Here is a 15,281-nt window from a genome sequence, read left to right as displayed (position 1 = left end):
ATTCTTCACAAACTGCTCAGGCAGGCCAGAACAGACCCGCAGCATCGCGCAAAACATCAGAAATTTCAGCGCGATAGCTTTCCCCATCCCGCACATGCCGCCCGCCCTGGTGCAGGACCACCGGCGCATGCAGACGGAAGGCCGCACGCCCCCCCTTGCGGGCGCGCAGAATCACCAGATCCGGCGCCCGCCCCGTGCGTGCCGCAAGCGGCAGGATCTCGAGCGATCCGAGTCGTCCCTGACAGGCCGACAGCATCTCAGGCAGGCGGTCGGCGCGCTGGATCATGTGCAGATAGCCCTTCGGCATCAGCCGCCGCGCCGCGGTGGCAATCCACAGCTCCAGCGGCGTCTCCGCCTCACCCAAGGCGGTGGCGCGCCCCGGATCCTCGGCCCGCGAATGCGCCCCGGGGCGGAAATAGGGTGGATTGGCGATTACATGATCGAACTGGCGTTGCCGCAGCGCCTCGGGCAGGACCACCAGATCGGCGCAATAAAGCTCCAGCGCCTGCCCGTTCTGCGCCGCATTGCGCCGCGCCAGATCGGCATAGGCCGGCTGCAGCTCCACCCCGGTCAGACCAAGCCCCGCCACCCGCGCGCCAAGACACAGGATCGCCGCCCCCGCGCCACAGCCCAGCTCCAGCACCGCCTGCCCGGGCCTGGCCGGAACCGCAGCCGCCAGCAGCACCGGATCGACTCCGGCGCGATAGCCCGCCTTCGGCTGGAACAGCCGCAGCCGCCCGCCCAGAAAGGCGTCACAGCTCAGCTCCGTTTCGGCAAATCGGCTCACCGGCCCAGCGGGATGCCATTGTCCCGCATCGCCTGCAGCGCCTCCTCGTAATCCTCCTCCCGCACCATCATGCGACGGGGAAAGATGCCGATGCCGCCCTCGAGAACGCTCATATTTACGTCCATTTGAAAGCAGTCTATACCCTCACCCTCGAGAAGGGCCGAGGCAAATGCCATGACGGTCGGATCGGTGCTGCGCAAAAGTTCCTTCATAACACGGGATGTAAGGGCAAGCCGCGCAGGATGTCGAGCCTTGGGGATGAAAGCGCCATGAATATCAGTATCGTCACGAAACCCCATGACCGCCTGGCGGCCGCGCTCTCTGACGAAATGGCTGGGGTCGACCGGCTGATCCGGCAGCGGATGCATTCCGATCACGCCCCCCGCATTCCCGAAATCACGGCCCATCTCGTCGGGGCCGGCGGCAAGCGGCTGCGTCCGATGCTGACGCTGGCCGCCGCCAAACTCTCAGGCTATCAGGGCGACCACCACATCGGCCTCGCCACGGCGGTGGAATTCATCCATACCGCGACGCTGCTGCACGACGACGTGGTCGACGAAAGCGAAAAGCGACGCGGCCGTCCCACCGCCAACCTGTTGTGGGACAACAAGTCGAGCGTTCTGGTCGGGGACTATCTGTTCTCGCGCAGCTTCCAGCTCATGGTCGAGACCGGCAGCCTGCGGGTGCTTGAGATCCTCTCGAACGCCTCCGCCACGATTTCCGAGGGCGAGGTGCTGCAGATGACCGCGGCGACCGATCTGAAGACCAATGAAGAGGTCTATCTGCAAGTGGCCCGCGGCAAGACCGCGGCGCTCTTTTCGGCGGCGACCGAGGCCGGCGGTGTCATCGCCGGCGCAGCCGAACCGCAGGTGCGGGCGCTGTTCGACTATGGCGACGCGCTGGGGATTGCCTTCCAGATCGCCGACGACCTGCTCGATTATCAGGGCGACAGCTCGGCCACTGGCAAGAATGTCGGCGACGATTTCCGCGAACGCAAGCTGACCCTGCCGGTGATCAAGGCCGTGGCCAAGGCAACCGACGAAGAATATGCCTTCTGGCAGCGCACCATCGAGAAGGGGCAGCAGCAGGACGGCGATCTCGACCGGGCGCTGGCCCTGATGGCAAAATACGACACCCTGACAGCCACCCGGCTCGACGCCGAGGCCTGGGCGCAAAAGGCGCAGGCGGCGCTGACCACCCTGCCCGACCACGAGCTCCGCACCATGCTGCACGATCTCGCGGCCTATGTGGTCTCGCGCCTGTCCTGAGCCCTTTTTCTAGCTGAAAATATCCCCGCCGGAGGCTGCGCCCCGACGGGGCGCATCGGGCTTGGCACCACGATCCGGCCACATTCCCTCCAGGCCGGTCAGATGTCGGCGCTGGGGATGGTCTCACAGCTGCGAACCCACCAGCCGGGATGGGCGCGGGCCAGCCGCTCGGCGGCCTGTGCCGCCGCCGCGTCAGAGGCGAAGAGGCCGAAGCAGGTGGCGCCCGATCCCGACATGCGGGCCAGATCGCATCCCGCCGCCGCAAGGGCGGCCAGCACATCGCCGATCACCGGGGCCAGGGCGCGGGCTGGCGGTTCCAGATCGTTGCGCTGCGCCCCCAGCCATTCCACAAAGCCCGCCCTGTCGGGCCAGTCCCCCAGCCGCTCCATGCCGGGGTTTTCCTTCGCCGTCAGCGCCGTGAACACCGCCGGCGTCGGCAGGGACACGCCCGGATTCACCAGCACCAGGGGCAGCGCCGGCACCCCCGTGGCGCGGCTCAGCCGCTCGCCCATGCCTTCCATCCGCTGCGGCCGGGACGACAGGCAGACCGGCACGTCGGCGCCCAGTTCGATCGCCCGCTCGGGCGCGTCGAAGGTCCGCAGGATCGCCGCCGCGTCCGAGGAGCCCCCGCCGATGCCGGCGCCATGGGGCAGGTTCTTTTCCAGCCGGATCCGCAGGGTCTGCCCGGCCAGATCGGCGGCCCGCCAAACCAGATTGCGCCCATCCTCGGGCACGCCTGCGGCGAAGGGGCCGGTTACCTCCAGCTCCATCCGACAGGCCGGCTCCACCCAGAGCCGATCGCCCAGGGGCGCGAAGACCACCAGCGAATCGAGCAGGTGATAGCCGTCATCGCGCTGGCCGGTGACATGCAGCGTCAGGTTGATCTTGACCGGGGCGCCAAGCTCAATCGCCATGGGGGGCACGCAGGGGCGGCGCCCCCTCTTCCTCCAGCACCTTGTCGAGCCCCACCTCCAGCTTGCGCCGGATCCGGGCCGGGTCGGCCTCGTTGTCGCTGTCGTCGGACTTGATAAAGGACAGCGCCCGCTTCCACTGGAACTCCGCCTCGCGCTTGCGGCCCACCGCCCAATAGACATCGCCCAGGTGATCATTGACCACCGGATCGACCGCCATCAGCTCGACCGCGCGTTCCATCTGGCTGACCGCCTCGTCATAGCGGCCCATGCGATAAAGCACCCAGCCCAGCGAATCGACGATATAGCCACTGTCTGGCTGGGCCTCGGCGGCGCGCTGGATCATCGCCAGCGCCTCGTCCAGGTTGGCCTTCCGCTCGACCATGGAATAGCCCAGATAGTTCAGCACCTGCGGCTGGTCGGGATAGAGCTGCAACGCATGACGGAAATCGGCCTCGGCCGCGTCCCACTGCTTCAGACGCTCATGCGAGATGCCGCGGGCATAGAGCAGGAACCACTCTCCCGGAGCGCCTTCGTCGGTATATTCCAGCGCCTTGTCATAAGCGGCGACGGCGCCCTTGTAATCCTCCTGCTGCCGCAGCAGATCGCCCAGCGCACTGTTGACCGTCGGCAGCCTGGGATAGTCGCGCGCCAGCCGCTCCAATACCTCGATCGCCGCCTCGATTCTGCCGGCGCGGCGCAGCACCTCGGCCCGGCCCAGTTCTGCGGCATGATAGTCGGGGCTATTGGCCGGGACCTGCTTGAAGGTCTCCTCCGCCAGATCGTATTGCCCCAGCTTGTCCAGCAGATCGGCGCAGAGCAGCAGCGCGTCGATATGATCGGGGCGCAGATAGGTGGCGATGCGGGCATAGATCAGCGCGTAGTCCTCTGACGCCTCGCCCTTCAGCGCCGCGCCGATAGTAAAGAACACCTCGGCCATGCCGTCGCGGATGCTGGTCACCTGATCGAAGGGCACCACCTCGCCCGCCTTCAGCCGCTCGGCCATCGCCATCAGCGCCGGATCAAGCGTCGCCCCGAAGGCCTCGCTGATCGCCTCGAGCGCCGCCTCGTCTCGACCAAGCTGCGACAGGATCTCGGCCCGCGCGATCACCGCCCGACGCGACAGGCCGGACAGGCCCGTGGTCTCGTCGGCATAGATCGCCTCGGCCCCCTCGAAATCGCCGACCAGCGCCAGCGCCAGCGCCTTCTGATAAAGCGCGAAACTGCGCACGCCCTTTTCATCGGCAACCGCATCGAACCGCTCCAGCGCCTTGGAGACCGAGCCGGTGCCCATATAGGCCCAGGCCGCGAGCAACCCGTCGATCAGCGGGCCGATGCCATCCTTGTCGCTGTTGGCCGTGATCAGCGGCCCGAAATCCTCACGCTCGATCCGGTCGGCGGCGATCGCCATCCGCGCCGCCTGGCTTTGCAGCCCGCTGGCCGTCATCCGCTCCGCCACCGGCAGGGCCAGATCGACCCGCCCCAGCGCGAGCTGCGACAGCACCAGGCTTTCCATCAGCCCCGGATTGTCGGGATCATCCGCCAGGGCACGGGCAAAATATTCTGCCGAGGCGGCGAAATTGCTTTCGAACAACGCATATCGCCCGGCGAGATAGGCGCCAGCGCCGACCTCTAGCAGGGGTTGTTGCGGAGACGTCTCGGCGGTTTGCGCCCAGAGTGGCGCCGGGAATGCGACCGACACGGCCAAAAGGGCGGTGGCCATGCGACGAAAAAGGGTTGTCACCGGAAATCTGCCTCTCTTCATGCGACAGCCCCAAGCTAGGCTGAACCGCAGACAAGGGCAAGAACACGCCCGTTTCCGGGCGCGTTCTGTCATTGCTTGGTTACATATTGGGATAGTTCGGGCCGTCCCCACCCTGCGGCGTGGTCCAGTTGATGTTCTGGCTGGGATCCTTGATGTCGCAGGTCTTGCAGTGGACGCAGTTCTGGAAGTTGATCACGAAGCGCGGCTCCTTGCCCTCTTCCTCGACCACCTCATAGACCCCGGCCGGGCAATAGCGCTGCGCCGGTTCCGCATATTTCGGCAGGTTCACCTTCAGCGGGATCGACGGGTCCTTCAGCTGCAGGTGGCAGGGCTGGCTTTCCTCGTGGTTGGTGAAGCTGAACGACACGTTGGTGAGCCGGTCAAAGCTGATCTTGCCATCCGGTTTCGGATAGTCGATCGGCTTGAAATTCTTCGCCTCGCCAGTGGCCGCCGCATCGCTCTTGCCATGCTTCAGCGTACCGAAGAACGAGAAGCCGAAGGTATTGGTCCACATGTCGAGCCCGCCAAAGGCCAGCGACGGCAGCAGACCCCATTTCGACCACATCGGCTTGACGTTGCGGACCTTCTTCAGATCCTGGCCGATGGCGCCGGTGCGCACTTCGGTTTCATAGGCCGTCAGCTCGTCAGCCGAACGACCGGCCTGGATCGCCTCATAGGCCGCCTCGGCCGCGGCCTTGCCCGACAGCATCGCATTGTGATTGCCCTTGATGCGCGGCACGTTGACCATGCCGACCGAGCAGCCCAGCAGCGCCACGCCGGGGGCGACCATCTTCGGCATCGACTGCCAGCCGCCTTCGGTGATGGCACGCGCGCCATAGGCCACCCGCTTGCCGCCTTCCAGCAGCTCGGCGATCATCGGGTGATGCTTGAAGCGCTGGAATTCCATATAGGGGAAGAGATAGGGGTTCTCATAATTCAGGTGAACCACGAAACCGATGTAAACCTGATTGTTCTCAAGGTGATAGATGAACGACCCGCCGCCGGCGTTCGATCCCAGCGGCCAGCCCATCGTATGGGTGACCGAGCCCAGCTTGTGCTTGGCCGGGTCGATCTCCCAGATCTCTTTCATGCCGAGACCGAATTTCTGCGGGCAATGACCCTTCGACAGGTCATATTTCGCGATCACCTCTTTCGACAGCGACCCGCGGGCACCTTCGGAGAGGAAGACATATTTGCCGTGCAGCTCCATGCCCGGCTCATACGACGGGCCGGGGGTGCCATCGGGGTTCTTGCCGAACTCGCCCGCGACCACGCCCTTCACTTCGCCGTTGTCGCCATAGACCAGCTCCGAGCAGGACATGCCGGGGAAGATTTCGATGCCCATCTCCTCGGCCTGTTCCGCCATCCAGCGGCAGACATTGGCCATCGAGACGATATAGTTGCCGTGGTTGTTCATCAGCGGCGGCATCGGCCAGTTCGGCACGCGGATCTTGCCGCCCTCGCCCAGCATGAGGAAGTTGTCCTCGATCACCGGCGTGTTCAGCGGCGCGCCCTTTTCCTTCCAGTCCGGGATCAGCGCGGTCAGACCGACCGGATCCAGCACGGCCCCCGACAGAATATGCGCGCCGACTTCAGAGCCCTTTTCAAGAACGACCACGTTCAGATCGGCGTCGAGCTGTTTCAGGCGGATGGCGGCGGAGAGACCAGCAGGGCCGGCCCCGACGATCACAACGTCATATTCCATCGCTTCGCGTTCAATTTCGGCCATTGAGCGGCTCCCTGGCTAGATCTTCTTCAAGTGCCCGCGTCAGGGGCAACAATCTTTCGTGGCTCGTTACCTTTTGGCAGCCCCTTCGGTCAATCGCAACACCGCGTCAGCAAAGGCGGCGAGGATTTCGCACATCCGGTCAGATTTCCGGTCTGTCTCCCATAAGATAGCGTGGCCCCTCGCCTTTTTGCGCCGCCCGGTCGCCGGGATTGTACAGGGCGCATTTCGGCAGGGACAGACAGCCGCAGCCGATGCAGCCATCCAGATCGTCGCGCAGCCGTTGCAGGGTTTCGATTCGCGCGTCCAGACGGGCCCGGAACCGGTCGCCCATGCGGCTCCAATCCGCCGGCGTCGGGGTGCGCCCATTGGGCAATTCGGCCAGCAGATCGCGAATCTCGGGCAAGGTGAACCCGAGCTGCTGCGCAATCCGCACAAAGCTGAGCCGGCGGATATCGGCGCGCAGGAACCGCCGCTGACCGCCGGCATTGCGCCAGGGGGTGATCAGCCCCTGATCCTCGTAATAGCGGATCGCCGAGACCGCCAGGCCGGTACGCCCGGCAAGGACCCCGATCGACACCCCTGCCCGAGGCTCGTTCTGCTGTGGCATGCCATCCCTCTCAGAAATCTCTTGACCTCAAGTTAGGTTGAGAAATTAGACCGGATCAGGTCAAGGCAAAACGGAAAGGACAGGCCAATGACCTCTGAACTGGAACACACCAACCTCACCGTCGCGGATCCCGACGCCACGGCCGCCTGGCTGCAACAGGTGTTCGGCTGGACAAAGCGCTGGTCTGGCCCGGCGCTCAATGGCGGCTATACCGTCCATGTGGGCAGCGAGACGAGCTATCTGGCGCTTTACCGGCCGACAACGCCGCTGCAACCGGGCGAGCCGCGCTATTCCCGCCAAGGCGGGCTGAATCACCTGGGAATCGTCGTGCGCGATATCGACGCGGCCGAGGCCCAAGTGAAGGCCGCAGGCTTCACCCCCCACAGCCATGCCGCTTACGAGCCCGGAAAACGGTTCTATTTCGACGACGACAATGGCATCGAATTCGAGATAGTGGCCTATGATGACTGAGTTTCTGCCACTGGCCACCTCCCCTTTCTGCTGGGGTCCGCCTCCCGCTTCCCCGCCGCCGCCGGAGTACCGGCGATAGGCATCTCGCCGCCCCGGCCGCGCAGCCCTCTTGCATTCTGCCCTGCGTTTGGGTCAGGTATCTGACAACCTACCAATCGCCCCGGCGCCTCGCGCGGCGGGGCGAAATTCATGCGTGGAAGCGAAAGACATGGAAAAAATCCTGATGACGCCGACCGGTTTCGCTGCGCTCGAAGCCGAACTGAAACAGCTCAAGTCCATCGAGCGCCCCGCGATCATCAAGGCGATCGCCGAAGCGCGCGAGCATGGCGACCTGTCGGAGAACGCCGAATATCACTCGGCCCGGGAAAAGCAGTCCTTCATCGAGGGCCGCATCAAGGAGCTTGAGGGCGTGCTGTCGCTGGCCGATGTCATCGAACCGTCGAAGCTGTCCGGGCCGATCAAGTTCGGCGCCACCGTCACGCTGGTGGACGAGGATACCGACGAGGAAAAGACCTGGCAGATCGTCGGCGAGCATGAAGCCGATATCGAACGCGGCCTGCTGAACATCAAATCGCCCATCGCCCGCGCCCTGATCGGCAAGGATGAAGGCGACAGCGTCGAAGTCCGCACGCCCGGCGGTGAGCGGTCCTACGAGGTTCTCAAGATTGTCTATATCTAACGGAGTCGCCCGCGATGTCCGGCCCCAGTCCTGATCCACAGACCGGCCGCGCCCGCAGCACGCCGTTGGGCATGTACGATCGCCCGAGCAAGCCGCAGCTCTCCGGCGGCGAAATGATCGCCGCCGCCTTCAGTGTGCTGTGGCTGGTGGGCTCCGCGGTCTATTTCCTGAGCCTTCCGGCGGCGGATGAGACTGCCGGCGGCCCCGGTTTCCTTGTGAGTGTGGTGGCGATCTTCATGCCGGTGGCGATGATCTGGGTCGCGGCCACCTCTGCGCGCACCGCGCGGATGGTGCGCGAGGACAGTCAGCGCCTGCAGGCGGCGCTCAATGCGATCCGTCAGGCGCAGATCGCCCAGGCGCAACGCGGCGCGATACCGCTCGACGGGACGATCCAGAAGAAGCTGGACGAAATCGCCGAGACCGCGAAGAAAACCGAAACCGCGCTGGCGACCTTCCACACCATTCGCGGCGCGGAACCGCGTCCGGCAGTCCCGGCGGCCCCCGCCGCAGGGCAAGAGCGCGGGGGCGACCAAGGCGCACTTGAACTGGGCACCCCGGCCGAGGCGTTGTCGCCGCCGCTCGCCCACGAGGATTTCATCCGCGCCCTGCACTTCCCTGAAACCGCCGAGGACGAAGTCGGATTCAACGCGCTGCGCCGGGCGCTGAAGGACCGCAAGGCAGCCCAGTTGATCCAGGCGGCGCAGGACGTTCTGACCCTGCTCAGCCAGGACGGCATCTATATGGATGACCTGCACCCCGACCGCGCCCGCCCCGAGGTCTGGCGGCAATTCGCGCAAGGCGTCCGAGGCAGGGAGGTCGCCGCCCTTGGCGGCGTGCGCGACCGATCCTCGCTGGCGCTGACGGCGGCCCGGATGAAGCAGGATCCGATCTTCCGCGATGCGGTGCATCATTTCCTGCGTCGGTTCGACCAGATGTTCGCCGCCTTCGCCGAAGAGGCCACCGATGCCGAGATCACGGCCCTGGCCGAGACCCGCACCGCCCGCGCCTTCATGCTGGTGGGCCGGGTGGCAGGCACCTTCGACTGACCGAAACCCCTCTCTCCCCGACCGGGGGGAGAGGCTGCGGCAGCTCAACCGATGATGCCGATCACGGCCATTTGGCCAATGGCGGCAGGCTCATCAGCACGGCCTCGGGGTCATGGCCGGTTTCCAGCCCGAATTTGGTGCCCCGGTCATAGACCAGGTTATATTCCGCATATTGGCCACGATAGACGAGCTGGGTGTCGCGGTCGGCCTCGGTAAAGCTCTGGCCCCGGCGCTTTTCCACCAGCGGCAGGAAGGCCGGCAGGAAGGCGCGGCCGATATCCTGGGTCAGCGCGAAATCGGCCTGCCAGTCGCCCGAGCAGTAATCATCCATGAAGATGCCGCCAACGCCGCGCGCCCGCTTGCGGTGGGGAATATAGAAATACTCGTCCGCCCAGGCCTTCAGCCGCGGATAGTGACCCGCTCCATGCGGGTCGAGATGCGCCTGCTGGGTGGCGTGGAAATGGGCGGTATCCTCGGCATATTCGATGCAGGGGTTCAGATCCGACCCGCCGCCAAACCACCAGGCATGCGGCGTCCAGAACATCCGGGTGTTCATGTGGACCGCCGGCACATGCGGGTTGCGCATATGCGCCACCAGCGAAATCCCCGAGGCCCAGAACCGCGGGTCGTCCTGCATCCCGGGCAGCCCCTTGCGCGCCATCATCGCGGCCTGCGCCCGCTCCGCCAGCCGGCCATAGACGGTCGAGACATTGACGCCGACCTTCTCGAACACCCGGCCGCCGCACATCACGCTCATCAGCCCGCCACCGGCATCGCCACCATCCTCGGCGCTGCGCCGGGTCTGCCGCACCTCGAACCGCGCCGGCGGCTCGTCCGCGAAAGGGCCCTCGGCATGGCTGTCTTCCAGCGCCTCGAAAGCGGCGACGATCTGGTCGCGCAGATCGCGGAACCAGGCCGCGGCGCGGGCTTTTTCGCGGTCGAGCGGGTCTGTCATGGTCTTGTCCCCGATGGATGTCTTGCTGTGCCCCGCCTGGACCGGGGGGCAGGCTGGAAAAGGGGCCTGTGTCAGTGCGCCGGGGCTCTCACCGGGTCGAGCAGCGTCCGCCCGCCGTCGAGCGTCAGGATCTGCCCGGTCATGAAACCCGAGGCGTCCGAGGCCAGGAATTGCGCGGTATCGGCCAGTTCCGAGGGCGCGGCGATGCGCGCCAGTGGCGTGTGATCCTCGATCGCCTGGCGATATTCGCGATTGTCCTTCAGCGTGGTTTTCAACGATGCGCTCATCACCGAGCCGATCGCCACCGCGTTGACCCGGATCCGATGCGGTGCCAACGCCACCGCGAGCGAGCGGGTGAGCTGATCGAGCGCCGCCGAGCTGACCGAATAGGCCATCAGATCGGGATGGGTCCGCCGAGCCGCGATCGAGCTGAGGTTGATGATCGACCCGGCGCTGCCCTGACTGGGGCGTTCCTTCGCCTGCTTGATCATCCGCCGGGCGACAAGCTGGCTGAGCCGCATCGCCGGCAGCACGTTCTGATTGAGCAGCGCGATCACGGAATCGTCGTCCGCATCGAGCGGATCAGACGACACCACCTGCCGCGCCCCGTTGACCAGCACATCGACCTGGTCGAAGGCGTCGATGGTGGCCGACAGCAGATTGGCGATGGTCAGCTTTTCGCGCAGATCACCAACGAAATAACGGATGTTGCTGTCTTCGACGTGGTGACCCAGTTCGCCAACCAACCCGGCTTCGTCGATATCGGCGAACATCACATTGGCGCCCTGCTCGGCGAACTGCCGGCCAATGGCCAGGCCGATGCCATTGGCGGCGCCGGTGACGATGGCGGTCTTGCCAGCGATGGAAAAGGACATCTGTGCTCTCCTGCAGGTCGTTCAGCCACGCGACCGCACGGGGCGCGCGGCCTGGAGGATCTTGAACCGGTTGTCGCCGGCGACTTCCCGATGTTCGACAAAAGCCCGGGCCAGAACGGTCTCATAGGGCAGATGGCGGTTGGCCACCAGCCAGAGCTGCCCGCGCGGCGACAGGATACGGGCGGCGGCGGTGATAAAGGCCTGGCCCAGACCGGGATCGGCGCTGCGTTCGGTATGGAAGGGCGGGTTCATCACCACCGCGTCAAGCGGCTGGTCGGGCTTGAACCGGGTGGCATCGGCCCAGTGGAACCGGGCGCGGGGATCGTGGATGTTCTGTTCGGCGCAGCTCAGCGCGATGCGGTCGGCCTCGACCACCTCCAGCGACTTCAGCCGGTCGTCCTGCAACAGATGGGTCGAGAGATAGCCCCAGCCGGCCCCCAGGTCGGCCACATGGGCGCCCAGGTGCGGCGGCAGGCTCTCGACCAGCAGGCGCGAGGCCGGGTCGATGCCGTCGGCGGAGAAGACCCCCGGCGCCGTCACGAACCCCTCGATGGCCTGAGCCTCGGGTGCGACCCAATCGGCGAAGGCCTCGGCATCGGCCATGAACCAGAAAATCCGCCCATGCGCTTTGGACAGGCTGCCCAGCACCGGCACCCGTTTGCGCACCTCGCGCCAAAGGCTGTCGGTGCCATCGGTCTTGGCGCCATCGACCACCACCAACCCGTCACAACAGGCGGCCGCCTGGGCGATCAGCGCCTGGGCCTGACGCTTGGCACGGGGCACAAAGACCAGCGCCGCCGCGCAACGCTGCCCCGCGGGCAGGTGCCAGTCGACCGTCCAGCCGGCGGTGGCGAAGGTCTCGTAATCCGGGCGGAAAGGTTGCACCAACAGGCAGCGATCCCGCGGCAGCACCATCAGATCGGTGCCGGCGCGGGGATGGAACACCACCAACGGGCCGGTCTCGGGAAGGGCCAGCCCCCCCTCTCCGGCAGCGAGTGCGAGACGCATAGACAAGGCGCCCCTATTCCTCTTTTTCCATGGTGCACTGCAGCGGATGCTGGTGCCGGCGGGCGAAATCCATCACCTGCCCCACTTTGGTCTCGGCGATCTCATGGCTAAAGACTCCCACGACGGCGACACCTTTCTTGTGCACGGTCAGCATCACCTCGAAGGCCTGAGCGTGGGTCATGTTAAAGAAACGTTCCAGCACATGAACGACGAATTCCATCGGCGTATAATCATCATTCAACAGCAGCACCTTGTATAATGGCGGGCGCTGGGTCTTGGGCCGGGTCTTGAGCAGGATCGAGGTTTCGCCGTCGTCATCCTGCTTGTCCGACATCCTCAATGGCTGTAGCAGCATCGCGAAGCTCTAATCCGGAGTATGGAGATTTCTGGTTCCCCTACATATAACGTTCCAGGCGGTTTAGAAAAGGGTAAGCGGAGAGACAAGCCATGGCGGGCAAATTGACGACGGTCGGCTTCGACGCTGACGATACCCTGTGGCATAATGAACGCTTTTTCCGCCTGACCCAGGCTCGATTTACCGAACTTTTGAAGGATTTCGCCGAGGCCGACCACCTGTCGGAGCGACTTCTGGCCGCCGAAAGGCGCAATATTCAACGCTATGGCTTTGGCGTGAAGGGATTCGTCCTGTCGATGATCGAGACCGCGCTCGAGGTGACCGAGGACCGCGTGCCCGCCAATGTGATCCGCGAACTGATTGGCGCCGGGCAGGAGATGCTGGCCTATCCGATCGAACTGTTGCCGCATGCCCGCGAGGCGGTCGAGACCCTGGCGGCGACCCATCGGGTCGTGCTGATCACCAAGGGCGATCTGATGGATCAGGAACGCAAGCTGGCGCAATCGGGTCTGGGCGAGCTGTTCCATGGCGTCGAAATCGTCTCGGAAAAGACGCCGGAGGTCTATGCCGGGATCTTCGCCCGCCATGGCGACGGCGCCGAGCGCGCGATGATGGTGGGCAATTCGATGCGCTCGGACGTGGTGCCAACGATCGCCGCCGGCGGCTGGGGGGTCTATGTCCCGCACGGGCTGGTCTGGGAGATCGAGCACGCCGAGGCCCCCGCTGCCTCGCCACGCTATCACAGCATCGCCGACCTCGGTGAACTGGCGAATCTCGTGGCACAGATTGAATAAATTATCGGCACAGATTGAATAAAACTGAGCGGGTCTTCGCCCAGTCGAAATGCCCTCATGGCCGGTGTTGAGGCTGAGGCACCATCCCCCCCAAGATGTTGAAATCCGCCGGAGCAGCAATTTAACATGCCCCCGCAACCTCCGGGTTTATTTTGACTATTTGCTGTGTTAGCCTGACCGAAAGAAAATCCACAATACGGGGTCGGAACCAGCCGAGCCCGACGAGGCAGACAGAGGCAATATCGTGCAGGTCCGGCGTATTCGGTTGGCCCGGTCAGGGCTGAATCTCATCTCCGCACTCCTCATGGCGGCGCTTTGCGGCGCCCTTCTGATTATGCTCAGCCCCGGTACGGCCCGCGCCGTACCCTCGGCCGAAATGGTGATGGATGCCCGCACCGGGCAAGTCCTGTTTGCCCGGAATGCCGACACCCCGCTTCACCCCGCCTCGCTGACCAAGATGATGACGCTCTATGTCACTTTCGAAGCGGTGCGGAACGGCGAGATCAGCTTGGACACGATGGTCCGCGTCTCGAAACACGCCGCTTCGGAGCCGCCGTCGAGCCTGGGCCTGAAGGCAGGGCAACAGATCGCCCTGCGCTATCTGGTCCGCGCCGCAGCGGTGAAATCGGCCAATGACGCGGCCACCGCCATCGCCGAGGCGATCGGCGGGTCGGAACCGGCCTTCGCCCAGCGGATGACCCGGACCGCCCGGGCGCTGGGGATGAAGAACAGCACCTTCAAGAACGCCCATGGGCTGACCGAATCGGGGCATCTGTCCTCCGCCCATGACATGACGATCCTGGGGCGGCATCTGCTCTATGATTATCCCGAATATTACAATCTGTTCTCGCGGCGCAGCACCAATGCCGGCATCAAGACGGTGACCTCGCACAACCGGATTCTCGACAGCTATTCCGGCGCCGACGGCATCAAGACCGGCTATACCCAGGCAGCCGGATTCAATCTGGTGGCCTCGGCCCAGCGTGGTGACACTCGGATCATCGCCACCGTCTTCGGCGGCAAATCCTCCAGCGCGCGCAATGCCAAGGTGGCCCAGCTTCTGGATCTCGGCTTCCGCGATGCGCCGAACTCGGCGCCGCTGCGCAAGCCGGCCCCCCCTGCCTATGCCGGTGGCGACAGCGACAAGGAGAGCATTCCCGCCGGCAAGACCGTCCGTGTCGCAGGCACGGTGGTGGCCAGCCTGCGCCCGATGCCCCGCCCGGGAAGCGCCAACGCCTCGGGCGATACCGAACTGGTGGCCCGCGCCGATACCGCGCCGGATGCCGATATCATCGCCGCCGCCGTGGCCGAAGCGATCCTGAGCTCTTCGGATGGCGAGGCCCCGGCCCAGGCGCCACGCCCCGAAATGCGCCCGGGTGCCCTGCGCAACGAGCTGATCGCGGCCAGGGCCGAGGCGGAGCAACAGCCGGAAGAGCTTGAGGTCGTCAGCCGCGTCTCGGGCTCGGGCGATCGGCACTGGGGCATCAACGTCGGCCGCTATACCAACCGCTATGACGCCGAAAAGGTGCTGCTGCGTACCGCGCTGTCCGAGATGGAAACCCTCGATGGCACCGTTCGCAAGGTGGTGAACGGACCGCGCGGCTTCGACGCGAATTTTCTCGGCATGACCGAAGGCAAGGCGGATATGGCCTGCCGCCGGCTGAAGGCACGCAATGTCACCTGCAACCTGATCGGTCCGAGCTGATCGTCCGACAAGACCCGGAGTGTCGAGAGGGAGCGGAAGAACCGCTCCCTTTTTCTTTTGGGCCTAGCCAAAGAAACCGTAGGTGGGGATCGAAACCGGACGCCCCTTCGGGGCGTGCCTCCGGCGGGGATATTTGAAGCTAGAAAAAGGCGCCAGGAAAAGCTCTCAGGGCTTGGGATGATCGTCCCATTCATCGCTGAGGATACGCTGGCTGTCGCCTTCCGGATCATCATATTGGCCCGATTTGACCGTATAGATGAAGGCGAACAAGCCGATGCCGCCCAGAAACAGCGAAATCGGGATCAGGAAGACCAGCACATCCATCG

The 15,281-nt window shown here is 65.0% G+C and carries 17 protein-coding genes; 6 read left to right on the top strand and 11 right to left on the bottom strand.

Features of this window, described 5'->3' with window-relative positions; all coding sequences use genetic code 11:
- Window positions 1-16: 16 nt before the first annotated feature.
- Together ACN0V4_RS16820 and ACN0V4_RS16815 are read right to left on the bottom strand one after the other, a co-directional pair.
- A complete protein-coding gene (locus tag ACN0V4_RS16820) occupies window positions 17-787 on the bottom strand; it encodes a tRNA1(Val) (adenine(37)-N6)-methyltransferase (protein ID WP_417678213.1) in 771 nt (256 codons plus the stop codon).
- Window positions 784-999: a DUF2007 domain-containing protein gene (locus ACN0V4_RS16815; RefSeq protein ID WP_417678211.1), complete on the bottom strand. Its 216-nt coding sequence runs from the start codon at window positions 997-999 to the stop codon at window positions 784-786. The genes ACN0V4_RS16820 and ACN0V4_RS16815 overlap by 4 nt, the downstream gene beginning before the upstream one ends.
- 57 nt (window positions 1,000-1,056) lie before the next feature.
- On the opposite strand from ACN0V4_RS16815, the gene ACN0V4_RS16810 reads away from it, so the two are divergent.
- The gene (locus ACN0V4_RS16810) at window positions 1,057-2,055 is read left to right on the top strand and encodes a polyprenyl synthetase family protein (protein ID WP_417678209.1); all 999 of its coding nucleotides are present in this window, start codon (window positions 1,057-1,059) and stop codon (window positions 2,053-2,055) included.
- A 98-nt stretch (window positions 2,056-2,153) separates the two neighbouring features.
- On the opposite strand, the gene ACN0V4_RS16805 is transcribed toward ACN0V4_RS16810, so the two are convergent.
- The 4 genes from ACN0V4_RS16805 to soxR form a co-directional block, all read right to left on the bottom strand.
- The gene (locus tag ACN0V4_RS16805; protein ID WP_417678207.1) at window positions 2,154-2,969 is read right to left on the bottom strand and encodes a 4-(cytidine 5'-diphospho)-2-C-methyl-D-erythritol kinase; all 816 of its coding nucleotides are present in this window, start codon (window positions 2,967-2,969) and stop codon (window positions 2,154-2,156) included.
- A complete protein-coding gene (locus ACN0V4_RS16800) occupies window positions 2,959-4,731 on the bottom strand; it encodes a tetratricopeptide repeat protein (protein ID WP_417678205.1) in 1,773 nt (590 codons plus the stop codon). Before ACN0V4_RS16800 ends, ACN0V4_RS16805 begins: the two co-directional genes overlap by 11 nt.
- A gap of 79 nt (window positions 4,732-4,810) precedes the next feature.
- On the bottom strand, window positions 4,811-6,460 hold the full coding sequence (locus ACN0V4_RS16795) for a 4Fe-4S dicluster domain-containing protein (RefSeq protein WP_417678203.1): 1,650 nt from the start codon (window positions 6,458-6,460) through the stop codon (window positions 4,811-4,813).
- A gap of 139 nt (window positions 6,461-6,599) precedes the next feature.
- Window positions 6,600-7,067 carry a redox-sensitive transcriptional activator SoxR gene (gene soxR / locus ACN0V4_RS16790; protein ID WP_417678201.1) on the bottom strand — a complete coding sequence of 156 codons (468 nt, stop codon included), beginning with the start codon at window positions 7,065-7,067 and terminating at the stop codon, window positions 6,600-6,602.
- 87 nt (window positions 7,068-7,154) lie between these two features.
- Here soxR and ACN0V4_RS16785 point away from each other — a divergent pair, with 87 nt between their 5' ends.
- The 3 genes from ACN0V4_RS16785 to ACN0V4_RS16775 all read left to right on the top strand — a co-directional run bounded on the left by ACN0V4_RS16785 (window position 7,155) and on the right by ACN0V4_RS16775 (window position 9,263).
- Window positions 7,155-7,538, top strand: coding sequence for a VOC family protein (locus ACN0V4_RS16785; RefSeq protein ID WP_417678199.1), 384 nt, complete (start codon window positions 7,155-7,157; stop codon window positions 7,536-7,538).
- A 208-nt stretch (window positions 7,539-7,746) separates the two neighbouring features.
- Window positions 7,747-8,217: a transcription elongation factor GreA gene (greA, locus tag ACN0V4_RS16780; RefSeq protein WP_417678197.1), complete on the top strand. Its 471-nt coding sequence runs from the start codon at window positions 7,747-7,749 to the stop codon at window positions 8,215-8,217.
- A gap of 14 nt (window positions 8,218-8,231) precedes the next feature.
- Window positions 8,232-9,263, top strand: a complete 1,032-nt coding sequence (locus ACN0V4_RS16775; RefSeq protein WP_417678195.1) for a hypothetical protein — start codon at window positions 8,232-8,234, stop codon at window positions 9,261-9,263.
- Window positions 9,264-9,324: 61 nt separating this feature from the next.
- Here ACN0V4_RS16775 and hemF read toward each other — a convergent pair whose 3' ends face one another.
- The 4 genes from hemF to clpS all read right to left on the bottom strand — a co-directional run bounded on the left by hemF (window position 9,325) and on the right by clpS (window position 12,456).
- Complete coding sequence (gene hemF / locus ACN0V4_RS16770; protein WP_417678193.1) at window positions 9,325-10,218, bottom strand: oxygen-dependent coproporphyrinogen oxidase; 894 nt, start codon at window positions 10,216-10,218, stop codon at window positions 9,325-9,327.
- A 71-nt stretch (window positions 10,219-10,289) separates the two neighbouring features.
- Window positions 10,290-11,093 (bottom strand): SDR family NAD(P)-dependent oxidoreductase, encoded by an 804-nt coding sequence (locus ACN0V4_RS16765; protein WP_417678191.1) that lies wholly within the window; start codon window positions 11,091-11,093, stop codon window positions 10,290-10,292.
- 21 nt (window positions 11,094-11,114) lie between these two features.
- Window positions 11,115-12,107, bottom strand: a complete 993-nt coding sequence (locus ACN0V4_RS16760; RefSeq protein ID WP_417678189.1) for a class I SAM-dependent methyltransferase — start codon at window positions 12,105-12,107, stop codon at window positions 11,115-11,117.
- A 7-nt stretch (window positions 12,108-12,114) separates the two neighbouring features.
- Window positions 12,115-12,456 (bottom strand): ATP-dependent Clp protease adapter ClpS, encoded by a 342-nt coding sequence (gene clpS / locus ACN0V4_RS16755; RefSeq protein ID WP_417678187.1) that lies wholly within the window; start codon window positions 12,454-12,456, stop codon window positions 12,115-12,117.
- 92 nt (window positions 12,457-12,548) lie between these two features.
- Between clpS and ACN0V4_RS16750 the strand changes: the two genes are divergently transcribed.
- Both ACN0V4_RS16750 and ACN0V4_RS16745 read left to right on the top strand, forming a co-directional pair.
- A complete protein-coding gene (locus tag ACN0V4_RS16750; RefSeq protein ID WP_417678185.1) occupies window positions 12,549-13,250 on the top strand; it encodes an HAD family hydrolase in 702 nt (233 codons plus the stop codon).
- Window positions 13,251-13,554: 304 nt separating this feature from the next.
- Entirely contained in the window at window positions 13,555-14,955 is a 1,401-nt protein-coding gene (locus tag ACN0V4_RS16745; protein WP_417678183.1) for a D-alanyl-D-alanine carboxypeptidase family protein, read from the top strand.
- A 165-nt stretch (window positions 14,956-15,120) separates the two neighbouring features.
- Here ACN0V4_RS16745 and ccoS read toward each other — a convergent pair whose 3' ends face one another.
- Window positions 15,121-15,279 (bottom strand): cbb3-type cytochrome oxidase assembly protein CcoS, encoded by a 159-nt coding sequence (ccoS, locus tag ACN0V4_RS16740; RefSeq protein ID WP_417678181.1) that lies wholly within the window; start codon window positions 15,277-15,279, stop codon window positions 15,121-15,123.
- Window positions 15,280-15,281: the final 2 nt, after the last annotated feature.

It is taken from the genome of Pseudodonghicola sp. (assembly GCF_048268305.1).
GTDB lineage: Bacteria > Pseudomonadota > Alphaproteobacteria > Rhodobacterales > Rhodobacteraceae > Pseudodonghicola.
Note: the sequence above shows the minus strand (reverse complement) of the source record. Positions and strands in the feature narration are given on the sequence as shown.